General features: G+C 41.2%; 17 protein-coding genes and 5 tRNA genes. 17 read left to right on the forward strand and 5 right to left on the reverse strand.

Annotated elements, in window-relative coordinates; translation table 11 throughout:
* Nucleotides 1-2 precede the first annotated feature (2 nt).
* Entirely contained in the window at nt 3-230 is a 228-nt protein-coding gene (locus DPV92_RS05095; protein WP_225791965.1) for a YetF domain-containing protein, read from the forward strand.
* Between the two features lie 9 nt (nt 231-239).
* Here the strand turns inward: DPV92_RS05095 and DPV92_RS05100 are convergent, their stop codons facing one another.
* The 5 genes from DPV92_RS05100 to lpxH are packed head-to-tail and all read right to left on the reverse strand — an operon-like array spanning nt 240 to nt 4,881.
* A complete protein-coding gene (locus DPV92_RS05100; RefSeq protein ID WP_111353958.1) occupies nt 240-794 on the reverse strand; it encodes a Sua5/YciO/YrdC/YwlC family protein in 555 nt (184 codons plus the stop codon).
* Complete coding sequence (locus DPV92_RS05105; protein ID WP_111353959.1) at nt 787-1,341, reverse strand: DNA topoisomerase family protein; 555 nt, start codon at nt 1,339-1,341, stop codon at nt 787-789. Before DPV92_RS05105 ends, DPV92_RS05100 begins: the two co-directional genes overlap by 8 nt.
* Before the next feature lies 1 nt (nt 1,342).
* Nucleotides 1,343-3,361: a DNA helicase Rep gene (gene rep / locus DPV92_RS05110; protein WP_111353960.1), complete on the reverse strand. Its 2,019-nt coding sequence runs from the start codon at nt 3,359-3,361 to the stop codon at nt 1,343-1,345.
* A gap of 30 nt (nt 3,362-3,391) precedes the next feature.
* On the reverse strand, nt 3,392-4,186 hold the full coding sequence (locus tag DPV92_RS05115; RefSeq protein ID WP_111353961.1) for a glycosyltransferase family 2 protein: 795 nt from the start codon (nt 4,184-4,186) through the stop codon (nt 3,392-3,394).
* Nucleotides 4,183-4,881 carry a UDP-2,3-diacylglucosamine diphosphatase gene (gene lpxH, locus DPV92_RS05120; RefSeq protein WP_111353962.1) on the reverse strand — a complete coding sequence of 233 codons (699 nt, stop codon included), beginning with the start codon at nt 4,879-4,881 and terminating at the stop codon, nt 4,183-4,185. Before lpxH ends, DPV92_RS05115 begins: the two co-directional genes overlap by 4 nt.
* A 279-nt stretch (nt 4,882-5,160) precedes the next feature.
* Here lpxH and potA point away from each other — a divergent pair, with 279 nt between their 5' ends.
* From potA to DPV92_RS05205, 16 genes are all read left to right on the forward strand, one after another.
* Nucleotides 5,161-6,273, forward strand: coding sequence for a spermidine/putrescine ABC transporter ATP-binding protein PotA (gene potA, locus DPV92_RS05130; protein WP_111353964.1), 1,113 nt, complete (start codon nt 5,161-5,163; stop codon nt 6,271-6,273).
* Nucleotides 6,263-7,123 carry a spermidine/putrescine ABC transporter permease PotB gene (gene potB / locus DPV92_RS05135; protein WP_111353965.1) on the forward strand — a complete coding sequence of 287 codons (861 nt, stop codon included), beginning with the start codon at nt 6,263-6,265 and terminating at the stop codon, nt 7,121-7,123. Before potA ends, potB begins: the two co-directional genes overlap by 11 nt.
* On the forward strand, nt 7,123-7,890 hold the full coding sequence (potC, locus tag DPV92_RS05140) for a spermidine/putrescine ABC transporter permease PotC (protein ID WP_111353966.1): 768 nt from the start codon (nt 7,123-7,125) through the stop codon (nt 7,888-7,890). Before potB ends, potC begins: the two co-directional genes overlap by 1 nt.
* Nucleotides 7,891-7,944: 54 nt before the next feature.
* Nucleotides 7,945-8,256 (forward strand): BolA family protein, encoded by a 312-nt coding sequence (locus DPV92_RS05145; protein ID WP_111353967.1) that lies wholly within the window; start codon nt 7,945-7,947, stop codon nt 8,254-8,256.
* A 102-nt stretch (nt 8,257-8,358) separates the two neighbouring features.
* A tRNA-Ser gene (locus DPV92_RS05150) sits at nt 8,359-8,448 on the forward strand.
* A 198-nt stretch (nt 8,449-8,646) separates the two neighbouring features.
* On the forward strand, nt 8,647-10,317 hold the full coding sequence (gene ettA, locus DPV92_RS05155) for an energy-dependent translational throttle protein EttA (protein WP_111353968.1): 1,671 nt from the start codon (nt 8,647-8,649) through the stop codon (nt 10,315-10,317).
* Between the two features lie 225 nt (nt 10,318-10,542).
* The gene (locus DPV92_RS05160) at nt 10,543-11,859 is read left to right on the forward strand and encodes a dicarboxylate/amino acid:cation symporter (RefSeq protein ID WP_111353969.1); all 1,317 of its coding nucleotides are present in this window, start codon (nt 10,543-10,545) and stop codon (nt 11,857-11,859) included.
* 69 nt (nt 11,860-11,928) lie between these two features.
* Nucleotides 11,929-12,744, forward strand: a complete 816-nt coding sequence (gene aroE / locus DPV92_RS05165; protein ID WP_111353970.1) for a shikimate dehydrogenase — start codon at nt 11,929-11,931, stop codon at nt 12,742-12,744.
* A gap of 174 nt (nt 12,745-12,918) precedes the next feature.
* Nucleotides 12,919-12,995 (forward strand) — tRNA-Met (locus DPV92_RS05170).
* 3 nt (nt 12,996-12,998) lie between these two features.
* Nucleotides 12,999-13,083, forward strand: a tRNA-Leu gene (locus DPV92_RS05175).
* A 22-nt stretch (nt 13,084-13,105) separates the two neighbouring features.
* Nucleotides 13,106-13,180: transfer RNA gene (locus DPV92_RS05180), tRNA-Gln, on the forward strand.
* 57 nt (nt 13,181-13,237) lie between these two features.
* Nucleotides 13,238-13,312, forward strand: a tRNA-Gln gene (locus tag DPV92_RS05185).
* A 140-nt stretch (nt 13,313-13,452) separates the two neighbouring features.
* Nucleotides 13,453-15,093 (forward strand): glucose-6-phosphate isomerase, encoded by a 1,641-nt coding sequence (gene pgi / locus DPV92_RS05190; protein ID WP_111353971.1) that lies wholly within the window; start codon nt 13,453-13,455, stop codon nt 15,091-15,093.
* Between the two features lie 76 nt (nt 15,094-15,169).
* Nucleotides 15,170-15,748 (forward strand): crossover junction endodeoxyribonuclease RuvC, encoded by a 579-nt coding sequence (ruvC, locus tag DPV92_RS05195; RefSeq protein ID WP_111354084.1) that lies wholly within the window; start codon nt 15,170-15,172, stop codon nt 15,746-15,748.
* A gap of 13 nt (nt 15,749-15,761) precedes the next feature.
* Complete coding sequence (locus tag DPV92_RS05200) at nt 15,762-16,034, forward strand: acylphosphatase (protein WP_111353972.1); 273 nt, start codon at nt 15,762-15,764, stop codon at nt 16,032-16,034.
* Nucleotides 16,035-16,179: 145 nt separating this feature from the next.
* Complete coding sequence (locus DPV92_RS05205) at nt 16,180-18,300, forward strand: TonB-dependent receptor domain-containing protein (RefSeq protein ID WP_111353973.1); 2,121 nt, start codon at nt 16,180-16,182, stop codon at nt 18,298-18,300.
* Nucleotides 18,301-18,386: the final 86 nt, after the last annotated feature.

An 18,386-nucleotide genomic window follows, 5' to 3' on the forward strand; every position in this document is an offset into this window, starting at 1 on the left:
TTGTGCTAGAACAAAACGGGCAACTTTCTCTCATTCAATATGGCGATCAGGATTTACGCTACCCGCTGATTATTGATGGACAGCTCGACTACGATATTTTAGACATCATCAGTCGAGATGAAGAGTGGGTTAAAGCCGAACTTGAGGCTCAACAATTGACAATCAATCAGGTTTATATTGGTGAGTATTTAAACGGACAGTTAATTACCCATTTATATGAAAGAGTCTAATATAAAAGCCTAACCCGCCCGCAAAACTTGCTGCGTAAAAATATCCCGAATTTCTGAAGGATTGGTTCGCCCTTCAGTTTCGGCTTCTAACACAGGGAAATCGTTACCAAATTGGGCATAAACTTGACCGCTTGTACGGCAAGGCGGTAAGCCTGAAAGATTGGCGCTGGTCGATGTAATTGCCGATTGTGTGCTTAAACATAAGACTTCCACTGCGGGGGTTCGGCAAAGTCTCATTGCAATTGAGTTGAACTGCCCAGTGAGAAAACGAGGTAAATTCGGTTTAGCGGGCATAATCCACGTAATTGCTTGACTGCCAATGTTGCCAAAGCGTTGCCATTGCTCATCGCTCAATTTGGTTTCATCCAAATAAGGTAAAAGCAGTTCTACCGTTGGGGCAATTAAAATCAGCCCTTTTTTCTCTTCGCGTTTTTTCAAGGCAAGCAATTTTCGAACCGCTTGTTCACTATTCGGATTGCAACCTAAACCAAAAACGGCTTCAGTTGGATAAGCAATCACTTCATTTTGTTGAAATTGCTCCACGATTTTTTGTAAATTATTCATCTTTTTTCACCGCTTGTTCTGTTTCTTGTTCTTCAAAAATATGCTGACACGCCTTATTTGCACATTGGTAGCCTTTTTTGCCTTTGCGTAGCACGGCTAACGTAAAATGACACACTGGGCACGTTTTCTCAATTGGCTTGCTTGCAAGCGTAAATCGGCATTTCGGGTAGCCTTCACAGCCGTAGAAAATCTTGCCCGTTCGCCCTTTCCTTGCGACTAAATAATGCTTTTTACACTCAGGGCAAAGCCATTTTTGTTCAGTTTCGGGTTGCTCTTCTTGCACAATAAAATGACATTCTGGGTAATGGCTACAGCCAATAAACATTCCATTTTGCCCTTGCTTAATTTGTAACAAATGGCCACATTCAGGGCAGATTTCGTCTAATGTTTTAATGACGTGTGAACTTTGGTGTAATGGTTTGATGTAGCTACAATCAGGATAACGCAAACAGCCTAAAAACAGCCCATGTTTACCTTGCTTGATTTGAAGTACTGCCCCACATTCGGGGCAGTATTCTTCTTGTTTGGTTGATTTAAAAAGTGGCATTCTATCTCTTATTCGCTTTTAATTTCGCCATTAAATCGGCAATATTTGAGGACACTTTATCTACTTTCTGCTCTTCCGTCATTTTAGGTTTATCGCTCTCCCACACCAAATCATCTTGCGGAAGTTCAAGTAAGAAGCGGCTTGGTTCGGGTTTAATCAGTTCTCCATATTGACGGCGTTCTTTGCAGAGGGAAAATGTCAGCGTTTTTTGCGCACGGGTAATGCCCACATACGCCAAACGGCGTTCTTCTTCCACATTGTCATCATCAAGGCTGTTTTGATGAGGCAAAATACCCTCTTCCATACCAATCAAGAAGACGTGTGGGAACTCTAAGCCTTTAGAGGCGTGTAAAGTCATCAGTTGCACTTGATCTGCCTCATCGTCATCTTCGCCACGCTCTAGCATATCACGTAAAGTCAGGCGATTGACGACTTGAATAAGCGTCATTGGATCTTCAATTTCATCACCCTCAAGCATACCTTGTACCCATTCAAACAGCGTTTGTACGTTACGACTTTGCATTTCTGCCGCTTTAGGCGAAGTAGCCGTTTCGTAAAGATAAGCCTCATACTGAATTTTCGCCAACAGATCTTTTACAGCCTCAATCGGGTCTGAACGTTCCGCCTGATCGGCAATTTCCACAATCCAGCGGGCAAAATCCTGCAGGGCTTGATAAGGCTTTGGCGTAAGGCGTTGAATCAGCTCAAAATCAAAAATTGCTTCAAATAGGCTCACTTGTTTTTGATTCGCCAACTGCCCTAATTTTTCCAAGGTTACCGCTCCAATTTCTCGCTTCGGCGTATTCACAATCCGTAAAAATGCCGCATCATCATCTTGATTCACAACAAGGCGAAGATACGCCATCATATCCTTAATTTCCGCCCGCGAGAAAAAGCTCGTACCGCCCGAAATTTTGTATGGAATACGGTTTTGCATCAGCAACTTTTCCAGCAAACGCGACTGATGATTGCCACGGTAAAGAATGGCATAATCTTTATACTTGGTCTTTTTGGAAAAACGATGAGCAATGATCTCCCCCACCACGCGTTCTGCTTCGTGTTCCTCATTTTTGGCTTCAATCACATTCAGCTTTTCGCCTTCGCCTAGCTCCGAGAAGATTTTTTTGTCGAAAATATGTTCGTTATTATCAATCAAAATGTTGGCACAATGCAAAATGCGTTGGCTAGAGCGGTAATTCTGCTCCAGTTTAATCACTTTCAGATCAAAATCTTCCCGCAAACGTTGCATATTTTCAGGCTTGGCCCCACGCCACGAGTAGATCGACTGGTCATCATCGCCCACCACAGTAAATTTCGCATTTTCACCGACAATCAGCTTAATCAGCTCATATTGGCTGGTATTAGTATCTTGATATTCATCCACCAACAAATAGCGAATTTTATTCTGCCAGCGGGCTTTAGCCTCAGAAAATTGGCGAAACAGCAACACGGGCAACATAATCAAGTCATCAAAATCAAGGGCATTGTAAGCTTTCAGCTGATTTTGATAAAGCTGATAAAAGCGCGAAAAAACGCGATCTCGCTCCGTTCTGCAGTGATGTATCGCCATTTCAGGCGAAAGTAGATTATTTTTCCAATTTGAAATGGCGGAAATCAAGGCTTTGATTAAATCTTTATCTTCCACCGCATTTTCAGGCAACAAATGTTTAAGCAATGCAATTTGATCGTGTTCATCAAACAACGTCATTCCTGATTTAAAACCAAGTAATTTATGCTCACGTTTGAGAATTTCAAAACCGAGCGTGTGGAAAGTAGAAATGGTTAGCCCTTTGCTCTGCTCTTTACCGATGGAATGCGACACCCGCTCCCGCATTTCGCGAGCGGCTTTATTGGTAAAAGTGACCGCCGCAATTTGCTTTGGCGAATAGCCACAGTTTTCGATGAGATGGGCAATTTTGTTGATGATTACCCGCGTTTTGCCCGAGCCTGCCCCTGCTAACACAAGGCAAGCTCCATCGACATATTCCACCGCTTGTTGTTGTTGGTTGTTGAGTTTCATGGTTTATTTATCTCATTTTTCTACCGCTTGTTACGCATCCCACTGCATTTTCAATGGATTTATCCCAATTTTAGGGCTATTTAAGCCGAGCTTTAATTGCTCAATCTGTTGGCAGATATGGTTGGTTACACCCTCTGCTTCTACCATTTTTTCTGGCGTAACACCTTCAGGTTGGATACCGAATAAAATCGCATCAAGCAAACGTTCAGCATGCATTCCTTCACGGCAATAATGCAATACGCCCGCATCTTGGAAGCAGGTAGCTATGTTAGCGATTTTTGTTGTCGCAATACCTAAAGCTCCATCTTCACCGCCCAGTTCGCGGAAAAGTTGATTTTGCGGGAAGCCTCCACAGGCAAAGAAAAAAGCACGGCGAAAAACGACATTTCCTCCGCAAGTCATCCGCATATGCTGCCACGCATACTCAAATTGGGGATGCTTTGCATATTTTTCTGCAATTCCGACCGCTTTCAAATCCAAGCGAACCAAACTTACATCGGGGCAAAATTCAAATACTGCTTGTGACACTTGTAAGGCTTGTGGTTCGTAGGCATCATCGGCATCTAGAAATGCGATAAGTGCAGCCTCACTTTGCAGCGCTCCCCAATTTCTTGCTTTTGCTACACCTCCATTCTTTGGCATTTGCTCGATACAAATTTTTGCGGGGAATTGTGTTTGTAGCGATAACATTAGTTCAAATGTACCATCAGTTGAGGAATCGTCAACCAACCAGATTTTGCCTAATTCCGCCTGATTTAACGCACTTTGTACCGCCCGTACTAAGGTTTTTTCCGCGTTATAGCATGGGATAATCACATCAATCATACAAATCTCGCTCCCGTTTCATCAACTGCCAAAATAGAGGCGTAATTATCTCTCCAATCGCCTAACACAATGCGAGTAAAGCTCTGTTCCTGATGAATATGCTCACGGTGCGTATGCCCGTGAATAAGCCGTTCCACCCCAAATTCTGCTACTTTTTGAGCAGTAAATTGAGGGTTTACATCCATAATCTCAAAAGATTTTGATTGCTTATCTTTCTGGCTTTTAGCTCGAATTTTATTGGCAATGTTCAATCGGATAAACAGAGGCAAGCAAAGGAACAATTTTTGTCGCCATTTTTGATGCACTTTTCGGCGGAATTGTTGATATCTCACATCATCAATGCAAAGCGTATCGCCATGGCAGAGCAATGTTTTTTTACCATATAAATCAAGCAGTTGATAATCTGGCAAAATCTCCATTCCTGTTTCTCGGGCAAAGCGTTTACCGATTAGAAAATCACGATTTCCGCAAATAAAATAGCATTTTACACCGCTTGCGGTAAGCGTTCGAATGGCTTGTTTTACTTCATCAATCAGCGGAGATTGCTCGTCATCACCAATCCAGAAATCAAACAAATCGCCTAAGATATAAACCGCCTCTGCGAGCGGTGCTTTTTGCCGCATAAATTGCAAAAAGAGCGTGGTAATTTGAGGATGCGATTCGCTTAAATGCAGGTCGGAGATAAAGTAAATCATAGTGGTTTTATGAGTGATCAAAATTGACGGTAATGTAGCGAAAAATGACAGAAACTGCAAAGGAAATGCAGATTCATCAATACTGCGTACTTATTTTACCAAATATCATCAAAAATCCACCGCTTATCGCTCAAAAAGTAAATTTTTACTTTCAAAATCAAGTTATTCGCTATATGATACTAAATTGATTTATTCTCATTTCGCGTTGCAAATCAAGCAATTTTTATTGAATTTGCAATTCATTTTCTCAACTCTCTTCATAGGGGAAAACAACAGTAAATGGAAAAGTTAGATAACAAACCCATTATCGAACTTCGCAATGTTACCAAAAGCTATGGTAGCAAAACGATTCTGAAAAATTTGAATTTAACCATTAACGATGGTGAATTTTTAACGATTTTAGGTCCTTCAGGTTGTGGTAAGACAACTGCGTTACGTTTAATTGCGGGCTTTGAAGATTTAACAGAGGGTTCAATTATTCTTGATGGTCAAGATGTATCTAATATCCCTGCTGAACAACGCCCTGTGAATACCGTATTCCAAAGCTATGCTCTTTTCCCGCATATGACCATTTTTGAAAACGTGGCATTCGGTTTGCGTATGCAGAAAGTGCCAAGTACAGAAATTGAGCCGCGTGTAATGGAAGCGTTGCGTATGGTGCGCTTAGAAGATCGTGCGCAACAAAAACCAGCACAACTTTCAGGTGGTCAGCAACAACGTATTGCCATTGCACGTGCGGTGGTAAACAAGCCAAAAGTATTACTTCTAGATGAATCGCTCTCAGCACTTGACTACAAATTACGTAAAGAGATGCAAAATGAGTTGAAAGCCTTACAACGTCAATTAGGCATTACCTTTATTTTCGTAACCCACGATCAAGAAGAAGCCTTAACGATGTCAGATCGTATTATCGTCATGAATGCAGGTAAAATTGCACAAGATGGTACACCACGTGAAATCTATGAAGAACCGAAAAACTTATTTGTAGCACATTTCATTGGCGAAATTAACGTGTTCGATGCCACTGTGATTGAACGTATAGATGCTACTAACGTGAAAGCAAACGTGGAAGGTCGAATCTGCAATATTAAAGTGGAAGAATTAGACATTCAGCCAAATCAAAAATTAAAAGTATTGCTTCGTCCTGAAGATATTGTGATTGAAGAGTTAGACGAAGATGAAAGCTCAAAAGCGATCATTGGTCACATTATCGATCGTAACTATAAGGGTATGACGTTAGAATCTAGTGTGAAACTCGATCACAATGGAATGAATGTGTTAGTTAGCGAATTCTTCAACGAAGATGATCCAAATATCGACCACGAAGTCGGTCAAAAAGTGGCATTAACGTGGCACGAAGGTTGGGAGGTTGTCCTAAACGATGACGAATAATAAATTCCAAAAAGGAACGGTGGCAACCATTTTCGGCTGGCTTTTACTTTTCGTATTAGTGCCGAACTTGCTGGTGTTTGTCATCAGTTTCTTAACTGAAAATCGCCAAAGCCAATACTTTGTTGATTTCGCATTTACATTGAGTGCTTATCAAGCTCTCTTTAATGACACCTACGCCACCGTTCTTTGGAACTCATTATATATGGCGGGGATTGCGACATTCTTCTGTTTGATTATTGGCTATCCATTTGCGTTTATTATTGCAAAATTGCCTGAGAAAGTACGTCCAATTTTGCTGTTCCTTGTGGTGTTGCCATTCTGGACGAACTCGCTAATCCGTATTTACGGGATTAAAATTTTCTTAGGCGTGAAAGGCGTGCTGAACGAGGTGCTATTAGCCGTCGGGATCATCAATGAGCCATTACGTTTGTTGAACTCAGAGCTTGCAATTATTATCGGCTTGGTTTACATCTTGTTGCCATTTATGATTTTACCGCTCTACTCTTCAATTGAGAAAATCGACAACCGTCTGTTAGAAGCGGCGAAAGACCTAGGTGCAAATGCGTTCCAACGCTTTATTCGCGTAACCATCCCGCTTACGATGCCAGGAATTGTATCAGGCTGCTTATTAGTGCTTCTTCCAGCGATGGGGATGTTCTACGTAGCAGACTTACTCGGTGGTGGTAAAACACCATTGGTGGGTAACGTAATTAAGAGCTTGTTCTTAAATACCAACCAGTTTGCATTAGGTTCAGCGGTAAGTATCGCATTAACCATTTTAATGGCGTTAATGCTCTATGTTTACTACCGTGCCAATAAATTACTCAACAAAAAGGTGGAACTTGAATAATGAAAAAGACATTTAGAAACCTTTTTATGTTTGTAGTGTTTGCTTACCTTTATATCCCAATCATCATTTTGGTAGTGAACTCGTTTAATGCGGACAGATACGGCTTGCAATGGAAAGGCTTTAGCTGGAACTGGTATGAGCGTTTATTTAACAACGATACTCTTGTTCAAGCCACATTAAACTCGGTCACCATTGCATTTTTTGCGGCAACATTATCAACGATTTTAGGGGCATTAACCTCAATCGCTCTTTATCGTTATAAATTCCGCGGTAAACAAATGGTCGGCGGTTTGCTCTTTATTGTAATGATGTCGCCTGATATTGTAATGGCTGTGTCTATGCTCGTGCTCTTTATGATGTTAGGCATTCAACTTGGCTTTATCTCATTATTAATTGCACACATTACCTTCTGTTTACCTTATGTGGTGATTACCATCTCAGCCCGCTTGAGCGACTTTGATGGCAAAATGCTGGAAGCGGCGAAAGATTTAGGTGCAAGCGAAGTGACGATTTTACGTAAAATTATCCTACCACTTGCATTGCCTTCAATCATTTCAGGTTGGTTATTAAGTTTTACTATATCGCTTGATGACGTGGTGGTTTCATCATTTGTAACCAGCCCAAGCTACGAAGTATTACCGCTTAAAATCTTCTCACTTGTGAAGACAGGTGTAACCCCAGAGGTGAATGCACTGGCAACCATTATGATTGTGTTCTCACTTTCACTCGTGGTTCTAAGCCAATTGGCATTACGCAAAAAACACTAATTTTAAATCTAAATAGCCCACGGTTTTGTGGGTTATTTTTTATCAAGGAATCTTATGCTTATCCAACAATCCATCGAAAAGAAATTAACCGAAACTTTTGCCCCAACCTTTCTACAAATCGAAAACGAAAGCCATATGCATAGCTCTGGTCGTGGCTCAGAATCACACTTTAAAGTAACGTTAGTAACAGAAGCATTTAACGGCAAGCGCAGCGTAGCTCGCCATCAATCAATCTATCAATGTCTCAACGCAGAGTTAGAAGGTGGCGTTCACGCATTAGCATTACATACTTACACACCAGAGGAATGGCAAGCCATCGGCGAACAAAGACCAGATTCCCCACGTTGTGCAGGTATTGGTCTTTAAACCATAACAAGCGGTAAAATTCCAACTTTATTTTACAAACTAAAAATATCTTGATAACAAGACCTAAAAAAGCTAAAATTAGCTCGTCTTTTTTATTGATTCGGTGAGATGTCCGAGTGGTTGAAGGAGCACGCCTGGAAAGCGTGTATGTGGGAAACTGCATCGGGGGTTCGAATCCCCCTCTCACCGCCATTGAGTAAGAAAGTATGTTTTCATAGATATTTCCTTGGTTAAGTTAAAGTAGTTATACTTTATTTAATATTCATCCCTAAGCCCTTTTGCTTAGGGATTTTTTTATGCAAAACTTTTACAAAATCCCTCCTCTTGTTTTCTATATTTTCGCCCTGTTTTCAAGTAGAATAGGGCGAATTTTTTTATGAGGAATAGAAGATGTCATCTCAATTTGTTTATACGATGCATCGCGTGGGCAAAGTGGTTCCACCGAAGCGTCATATTTTGAAAGATATTTCTTTGAGCTTCTTCCCTGGTGCGAAAATCGGGGTTTTAGGCTTAAATGGTGCAGGTAAATCGACCCTTTTACGCATTATGGCGGGCGTGGACAAAGAGTTCGAAGGTGAAGCACGTCCACAACCTGGCATTAAAATAGGTTATCTTCCGCAAGAGCCAAAACTTGAGCCGCAACAAACCGTGCGTGAAGCGGTGGAAGAAGCTGTTTCAGAAGTAAAAGGCGCTTTAACCCGTTTAGATGAAGTGTATGCTTTATATGCGGATCCTGATGCGGATTTCGATAAATTAGCGGCAGAACAAGCGAATCTTGAAGCGATTATCCAAGCACACGATGGTCACAATTTAGATAACCAATTAGAGCGTGCAGCAGATGCATTACGCTTGCCAGATTGGGATGCAAAAATTGAGCACTTATCCGGGGGTGAACGTCGCCGTGTGGCACTCTGCCGCTTATTGCTTGAAAAACCTGATATGTTGTTGTTAGACGAGCCAACCAACCACTTAGATGCGGAATCTGTGGCGTGGTTAGAACGCTTCTTACATGACTACGAAGGCACTGTAGTGGCGATTACCCACGACCGTTACTTCTTAGATAACGTGGCAGGTTGGATCTTAGAGCTTGACCGTGGTGAGGGCATTCCTTGGGAAGGCAACTACTCTTCTTGGTTAGAGCAAAAAGAGAAACGTTTAGAACAAGAACAAGCGGCTGAAAATGCCCGCCAAAAATCTATTGCGAAAGAATTAGAGTGGGTACGTCAAAATCCTAAAGGTCGCCAAGCGAAGAGCAAGGCGCGTATGGCTCGATTCGATGAATTAAATAGCGGCGAATACCAAAAACGTAACGAAACCAACGAACTCTTTATCCCACCTGGTCCACGCTTAGGCGATAAAGTGATTGAAGTGCAAAACCTCACCAAATCTTACGGTGATCGCACTTTAATTAATGATTTATCATTCAGCATTCCCAAAGGGGCAATCGTGGGGATTATCGGGGCGAATGGTGCGGGTAAATCAACATTATTCCGTATGTTGTCAGGTCAAGAACAACCAGATAACGGCACAATCACAATGGGGGAAACTGTAGTGTTAGCCTCTGTTGATCAATTCCGTGACGCAATGGACGATAAGAAAACCGTGTGGGAAGAAGTCTCTAACGGGCAAGATATTCTCACCATTGGCAACTTTGAAATCCCAAGCCGTGCTTATGTGGGTCGCTTCAACTTCAAAGGCGTGGATCAACAAAAACGCGTGGGCGAATTATCAGGTGGTGAACGTGGTCGTTTACACTTGGCAAAACTTTTACAACGCGGTGGCAACGTGTTGTTATTGGACGAACCGACCAACGACTTAGACGTGGAAACCTTGCGTGCGTTAGAAAATGCAATCTTAGAATTCCCAGGCTGTGCAATGGTCATCTCGCACGACCGTTGGTTCTTAGACCGCATCGCCACCCATATTTTAGATTACGGTGATGAAGGCAAAGTGACATTCTATGAAGGTAACTTCTCTGACTACGAAGAGTGGAAAAAGAAAACCTTAGGTGATGCCGCAACGCAACCGCACCGTATTAAATATAAACGAATTGCGAAGTAATTAAAGTATTAGATAAGCGGTTAGATTTTGCAAAAAATTTGCAGAATTTAACCGCTTTATTTTGCTGTCCTGATTTTAAGCAATCGTTTGCCATTGAATAATAATTCAGAGGTAAAATTAAATATAAAGGGTATATTTAATACCAAAAATTTAGTACTATCAGCCATCTTTTTTAAGTAATACAATGAAATTGTTCATTTTTTCAATGAGCTAAGAGGAGTATTTATGCTGACAATTGACGCTAATTCGCCACCTCCACCACCACGCAAACCAAGGTTCTATGAGGTTTTATATGTGCAAGTTATTTTTGCCATTATTGTCGGGATTTTATTAGGGCATTTCTTTCCAGAGTTTGGGGAAAGTTTAAAGCCATTGGGCGATGCGTTTATTAAACTCGTAAAAATGATTATTGCACCCGTGATTTTCCTTACTGTGGTAACGGGTATTGCGGGTATGAATGATATGAAATCGGTTGGGCGTGTAGCGGGCAAGGCAATGCTATATTTTTTAACCTTCTCAACATTGGCGTTGGTTGTGGGGATGATTATCGCCAATATTATTCAACCTGGAGCCGGGCTAAATATTGATCCGAGCACACTGCAATCTGCGAAGGTGTCAGAATATGTGAGCAAGGCACAAGAAAGCTCAATGATTGCTTTCTTTATGAATATTATTCCAACCACGGTATTAAGTCCGCTCACAGAAGGGAATATCTTACAGGTGCTATTTGTCTCTGTATTATTTGGTATTTCCTTAGCTTCAGTCGGCGAGCGTGGTAAGCCTATTACAGATTTGCTGCAAGTTGCTGCAGCACCAATGTTTAAATTGGTTTCAATTGTAATGAAAGTCGCCCCTATTGGTGCATTAGGCGCAATGGCATTTACGATTGGCAAATATGGATTGCATTCTATCAGTCATTTAATGTTGCTCATTGTCACCTTTTATATTACATCCATTTTATTTGTGCTTTTAATTCTTGGGGCTGTGGCTCGCTATAACGGTTTCTCCATTGTTGGGCTTATCCGTTATATCAAAGATGAACTTTGGCTAGTTTTAGGTACTTCTTCTTCAGAAGCAGCATTGCCAAATTTAATGCAAAAAATGGAAGCTGCAGGCTGTAAAAAATCGGTGGTAGGATTGGTTGTACCAACAGGTTATTCATTTAACTTAGATGGTACAAACATTTATATGACGATGGCAGCTTTGTTTATTGCTCAAGCGACCAATACCGATTTAACCATAGGACAGCAAATCACTTTATTATTGGTGGCAATGCTGAGCTCTAAAGGTGCTGCTGGTGTAACGGGTGCTGGCTTTATTACTCTGGCGGCAACCTTGTCTGTTGTGCCAGGTTTACCTGTAGAGGGAATGGCACTTATTCTAGGGATTGACCGTTTTATGTCAGAATGTCGTGCTTTAACTAATTTTATTGGTAATGCGTGTGCAACCATTGTGGTTGCTCGTTGGGAAAATGCGTTGGATAAAGAGCAATTAGGTAAAGCAATGCGTGGTGAGTTAGTGGTTAAAACAGAAATGCACTAATAGCAAATAATGTGAAATAGGCTTTGAGTATGTTATGCTCAAAGCCTATTTTTATATAAGGAATGTGAAATGAACCAATATGCCGTGTGGGGCAATCCCATTGCTCAAAGTAAGTCACCTCGTATCCATCAGCTTTTTGCGGAACAAGCGGGCAAAAATATGAGTTATGTTGCAAAATTGGGCGACGAGCAAGATTTTGAACAGCAGCTCACTAAGTTTTTCAAACAGGCTCAAGGTGCGAATATTACCGCACCATTTAAAGAAAGAGCATTTAAGTTAGCGGACGAGCATAGCGAACGCTGTTTGTTAGCAGGGGCTTGTAACACGTTGAAACGCTTGGAAGATGGGCGTTTGTATGCGGACAATACAGACGGCGTAGGATTATGTAATGATTTGGCTCGTTTAGGTTGGTTAAAAGCAGGGCAGAAAGTCTTGATTTTAGGTGCGGGTGGTGCAACAAAAGGTGTATTACTGCCCATGTTGCAGGCAGAACAAGTAATTACGCTATATAATCGAACCTTTGAAAAAGCAGTTGATTTAGCCGAGAAATTTGCAAAATTTGGCAACATTCAAGCCGCTTGTTGGGGGGAGGTATGCTCACAAAAATTTGATTTGATCATCAATGCTACTTCGTTTGGTTTACAAGGAAAATGTGTCGAATTGCCTACGCACCTTTTCCAAGACGCTTTCGTTTATGATATGCAATATGCCATTGAGATGAAAACGCCATTTTTGAATTATGCTAAAACCAATGGAGCTATAAAATATCAAGATGGCTTGGGAATGTTAGTGGGGCAAGCCGCGGTTTCTTTCCAATTGTGGGAAGGGGTAATGCCAGAAGTTGAGCCTGTTCTCAGACAATTAAAAGCAGAAATGAGTAAATAGCACTATTTCGAGCTGTTATTTAATAAACAAAAAAATGCTGTTTTTATGCCAAAGTGTTGAAATTGTCGGCAAAAGAGATAAAAATCACATTTTTTGTGAAAAAACGTTTGACGAGTAAGGATAAAATCAGCATAATGCACCCCGTAAACCGATACGGTGAACGCAAAGTAAAATGGCTACATAGCTCAGCTGGTTAGAGCACAACACTCATAATGTTGGGGTCGCAAGTTCGAATCTCGCTGTAGCCACCATTTGCGGGACTGGCGAAATTGGTAGACGCACCAGATTTAGGTTCTGGCGCCGAGAGGTGTGTGGGTTCAAGTCCCTCGTCCCGCACCATTTAGGTTTACAAAATTAGTGTTGGGGTATCGCCAAGCGGTAAGGCACCGGGTTTTGATCTCGGCATCCCTAGGTTCGAATCCTAGTACCCCAGCCATCTAATTATTTTTAATAAAATCAAATATAGAGCTAACATTTGTTAGTTTTTTTCTTTTGGGGTATCGCCAAGCGGTAAGGCACCGGGTTTTGATCTCGGCATCCCTAGGTTCGAATCCTAGTACCCCAGCCATACTTTACAATTTTTATAATTTCCTTAATTTTCCTTCTTAATTTTATTCTATTGCATTTGCTTCGTTTATCACTTTTGATTTCCTTAAAAATTCATTAAAATACCCCTAATTTTTTATAATTAAATTAAAGGAAATAACCATGCAAAAAATCAATCCAACGAGCACAGCAGCTTGGCAAGCATTAGAAGCACACAAAGCAGACAATCTTACCATTCCACAGCTTTTCGCAGAAAATCCAAACCGTTTCGAACAATATTCTTTAAATTTTGCCGATCAAATCCTTGTCGATTATTCTAAAAACGCGATCAATGAAAAGACTTTAGGCTTATTACGCCAGTTAGCGAATGAATGTGGTCTAGCATCAGCAACAGAAGCAATGTTTACAGGGCAAAAAATTAACCGCACAGAAAACCGTGCTGTTTTACACACCGCATTACGTAACCGTTCAAACACCCCTGTTTTAGTGGATGGTAAAGATGTGATGCCAGAAGTGAACGCTGTATTAGCAAAAATGAAAGATTTTTGTGAACGAGTGATTTCAGGTGAGTGGAAAGGCTACACAGGTAAAGCAATTACCGATGTGATCAATATTGGTATCGGCGGTTCAGACTTAGGCCCTTATATGGTGACTGAAGCACTGCGTCCATATAAAAACCATCTTACTATGCATTTCGTTTCAAACGTGGACGGCACACACATTGCGGAAACCTTGAAAAAAGTGAATCCAGAAACAACGCTTGTGTTAGTGGCTTCGAAAACCTTCACCACCCAAGAAACCATGACGAACGCACACACTGCACGCGATTGGTTATTGGCTGCGGCAAAAGATGAATCTGCGGTTGCAAAACATTTTGCTGCACTTTCAACGAACTCAAAAGAAGTCGAAAAATTCGGCATTGATACCAACAATATGTTCGAATTCTGGGACTGGGTAGGCGGTCGTTACTCGCTTTGGTCTGCTATCGGCTTATCTATTGCTCTTTCAATCGGTTTTGAAAACTTTGAGCAATTGCTTTCAGGTGCATACGAAATGGATAAACATTTCCGCACCGCACCAATCGAGCAAAACATTCCTGCAACTCTCGCATTAGTGGGGATTTGGAATAGCAACTTCTTAGGTGCAGAAACTGAAGCATTGTTACCTTATGACCAATATTTACATCGTTTTGCTGCTTATTTCCAACAAGGTAATATGGAATCAAACGGTAAATTTGTCGGTCGTGATGGCAAAGCAGTAAACTACCAAACAGGTCCAATCGTATGGGGCGAACCTGGCACAAACGGTCAACACGCATTCTATCAATTGATTCACCAAGGTACCAAAATTATTCCTTGTGATTTCATTGCACCTGCTCAAACACACAATGCCGTAGGCGATCACCATGCAAAATTACTTTCAAACTTCTTCGCTCAAACCGAAGCATTAGCGTTTGGTAAATCAAAAGAAGTGGTTGAACAAGAGTTCTTACAAGCGGGCAAAAAATTGGAAGAAGTTGCAGAAATCGTGCCGTTCAAAGTATTTACAGGCAACAAACCAACCAACTCAATTTTGGTGCAAAAAATCACCCCATTTACATTAGGTGCATTGATTACGATGTATGAACACAAAATCTTTGTTCAAGGCGTGATTTTCAACATCTATAGCTTCGACCAATGGGGCGTGGAACTCGGAAAACAATTAGCAAACCGCATCTTACCAGAGCTCCAAGACAACGAAAAAGTAATCAGCCACGACAGCTCAACGAATGGTTTAATCAACCAATTCAAAGCGTGGCGTTAATTTTGTAATTTAACTATGATTCAAGCGGTGCAATTCGTAAAACTTTTTGCAAATTGCACCGCTTACTTTTTATCTTATGGCAATTATTTTAGGCATAGACCCAGGCTCAAGGCTCACTGGCTACGGTGTTATCCGCCAAACAGGGCGACATTTAGACTATCTTGGCAGTGGTGTGATTCGCACTGCAGCAGACGATCTTCCTACGCGTTTAAAACGTATTTATGCAGGCGTCACCGAAGTGATTACCCAATTCCAACCCGAAATGTTCGCGATTGAACAAGTCTTTATGGCGAAAAATGCCGATTCTGCTCTTAAATTAGGGCAAGCTCGTGGCACGGCAATTGTCGCCGCGGTTAATCACGATCTTCCAGTGTTTGAATATGCGGCTCGATTAGTGAAACAGACGGTAGTAGGTATTGGTTCAGCTGACAAAGTGCAGGTGCAAGATATGGTAATGCGAATGCTGCAACTTTCCGCCAAACCACAAGCAGATGCGGCAGATGCACTTGCCATTGCGATTACTCATGCACACTCTATTCAGCACTCTTTAGTCGTAGCGAAACAGAGTAGCGAAAAAGTAAGTAGCGAAAAAGAGCAAATTTTAGCCTTAATGAAAACTCGTTACAGCCGCGGGCGTTTTCGTTTAAAAGGCTAATTAGGAGGATATGATGATCACTAAACAGTTTTTCATTTTCGGGCGGGTGCAAGGCGTAGGTTTCCGTTTTTTTACCTTGCAAGAGGCAAGTAAACTAGGAATCAAAGGCACAGTCCGTAACCGCATTGATGGCAGTGTAGAGGTCATAGCTCAAGGCACAGAAGATCAAATATCCTTAATGCGAGCTTGGCTTCTGGATGGACCCCAAATAGCAAAAGTAGAAAGAGTGGTTGAGAATAATTATGTTGAAACACGAGAACTAGAGCGATTTTCGATTATTGGGTAGTTATCTCTATTTATGAGATACTCTCTAATATTGTAAAAATTATGCTCCAAATAATATTGACTCGCATTAAAAATTCCCATATAGTTACGCCACTTTTTTTGCAAATAAGAATAATTCTTATCTTTTTTTATTTGGGAATCTACATATGAAATTGAAAAACACCCCACTTTCTGTTGCTGTGCTTGCAGCGCTTTCTTCTTTTGCATACGCAAATACTGCTGATTCAGTGAAACTTGATGTTGTTCAAGTTGTTTCTGAAAATGCAGGAGCAAAAAGCAAAACCAACGTTGTAACCTTAAAAGATCTTCAAAAATCGACCAACGAAGATTTAAGAGGCGTATTAAGTGCTGAACCTGCAATTAACTTTGGTGGCGGTAATGGCGGTACTTCACAATGGGTGACTATTCGTGGTATGGGTCAAGACCAAATTGATTTCAAAGTAGATAATACTTCAAGCGACACCCCAGTTTTCCATCACCAAAGCCGATTTATGTTAGATCCAAGCCTCATTAAACGTATTGACGTACGTAAAGGAGCAGGTTCTGCAAGTGCGGGCATTGGTGCAACCAGTGGCTCTATTGAAGCCACGACGGTTGATGCAAAAGATTTATTAGAAGAAGGTCAAGCGTTTGGTTTCAAACTTAATGCTGGCGTAAGCAGCAATAAAGGCCACTCACAAGGTGCAACCGTTTATGGTAAAGCAGGCGTTGTAGATGCATTATTAAGCGGTAACTGGCAAACTCTTGAAAATTACAAAGGCGGTAAAGGCTATTCAAATAAAGATGGCTCTGATGTGGTTAAAAATAGTGCGTTAGGACAACGTGGTCTATTAGCCAAATTTGGCGTGGACATTACAGAAAACCAACGCGTTGTGTTAAGCCATCGCCAAGAACAATATCACGGTGAACGAGCATTACGTGAAGAGTTTGATTTCTCACAATCTTATTTAGCAGGTACAAGTCAAGATCTTAAAGCTGGTCAAACATTAAGTCGTGTTTTGGCAGGTAAAGATAGACGTGGAAATAACACCTATTATATTTTAGATTCAAACGGTGCCTTGATTGCGAATGATGCAACTAATAACCCTCGTTATCGTATTACAACACAAGATACGACAAACTTAGAGTGGAATGGTAAAAATATGGGCTTCATTACTGAAGCAAAAGCAAACGCTTACCGTATTGAAACCTCACGCAAAGAACCTGCCGAAAATAGTACTACACGTGTTTTAACTCACGGTGCAAACTTAGATTTAGATTCCGAGATTGGTGAAAATCACTGGTTAAAATATGGTGTAAATTACCGTCATCAAGAAGCAAAACCAAATTCAATTCAAGAAATAGCTCGTGATCGTGCAACAGGTCGTATGGTTGCAACAGGTGTAAAACGCAACCAACAAAAAGAAGATGTGGGTTTATATGTTGAAGGGATTTGGGGCTTTGGACCAGTCACATTAACCACAGGTGCACGTTACGATCACTTTAAATTCAAAGCGAACAGTGGCAAAACCGTCAGCCACGCTGATTTCAATCCAAGCGTTGGTTTAATCTGGCAAGCGTTAGATAATTTAAGTTTTAATACTAACTTAAACTATGCAAGCCGTAGCCCACGTATGTTTGAAGCGATGTTAGCAGGCAATACATTACGTGATGTTTCAGATAATCTACGTGCAGAAAAAGCACGTAACACAGAAGTGGGTTTCAATTATGATGTAACTAAAAACATCTCATTAAACGGTAGCTACTTCTGGCAAAAAGTAAAAGATGCTCACGCGACCAAAGCTAACACCATTGTAAATGCTGCACTACTACGTAACCAAGGTTATGAATTAGGTGGTGCCTATAAACAAGGTGGTTTCAAATTCCGTGTAGGCGTTGCTGACAGTAAACCAGAAACCTTCACATTTAACGGTGCAAGTTTAGATAATGCCGTATTTGCAGTAGCAACAGGTCGCACTTGGACAACAGCCGTTTCTTATAAATTTGAAAATCCAAGTTTAGAATTAGGTTGGAAAGGTCGTTTTGTTGAAGGCGAAACAGGCACACCAAGCCGCGGGTCAAACGCTGGTTCAGCAGCAATCAAACAATCAGGCTATGGTGTGAGCGATTTCTACGCAAACTGGGAAGCAAACAAAAACTTAATGCTTAATTTTGCGGTGAATAATGCATTTAACAAAAACTATAAGAGCCATAGCCAACGTGCTGGCGGTAATAGTTTAGCGGGTGCAGGTCGTGATTTCCGTATGAACGCAACTTACACTTTCTAATTTCATAATAATCCCTCTATGATCAAACCTTACCCACCTCTTTCGAGGTAGGTAAGGTTTTTTTCGTTCTCCCTCATTCGGATTTA

Source organism: Pseudohaemophilus paraphrohaemolyticus, assembly GCF_003253115.1.
GTDB classification, from domain to species: Bacteria; Pseudomonadota; Gammaproteobacteria; order Enterobacterales; family Pasteurellaceae; genus Haemophilus_A; species Haemophilus_A paraphrohaemolyticus_A.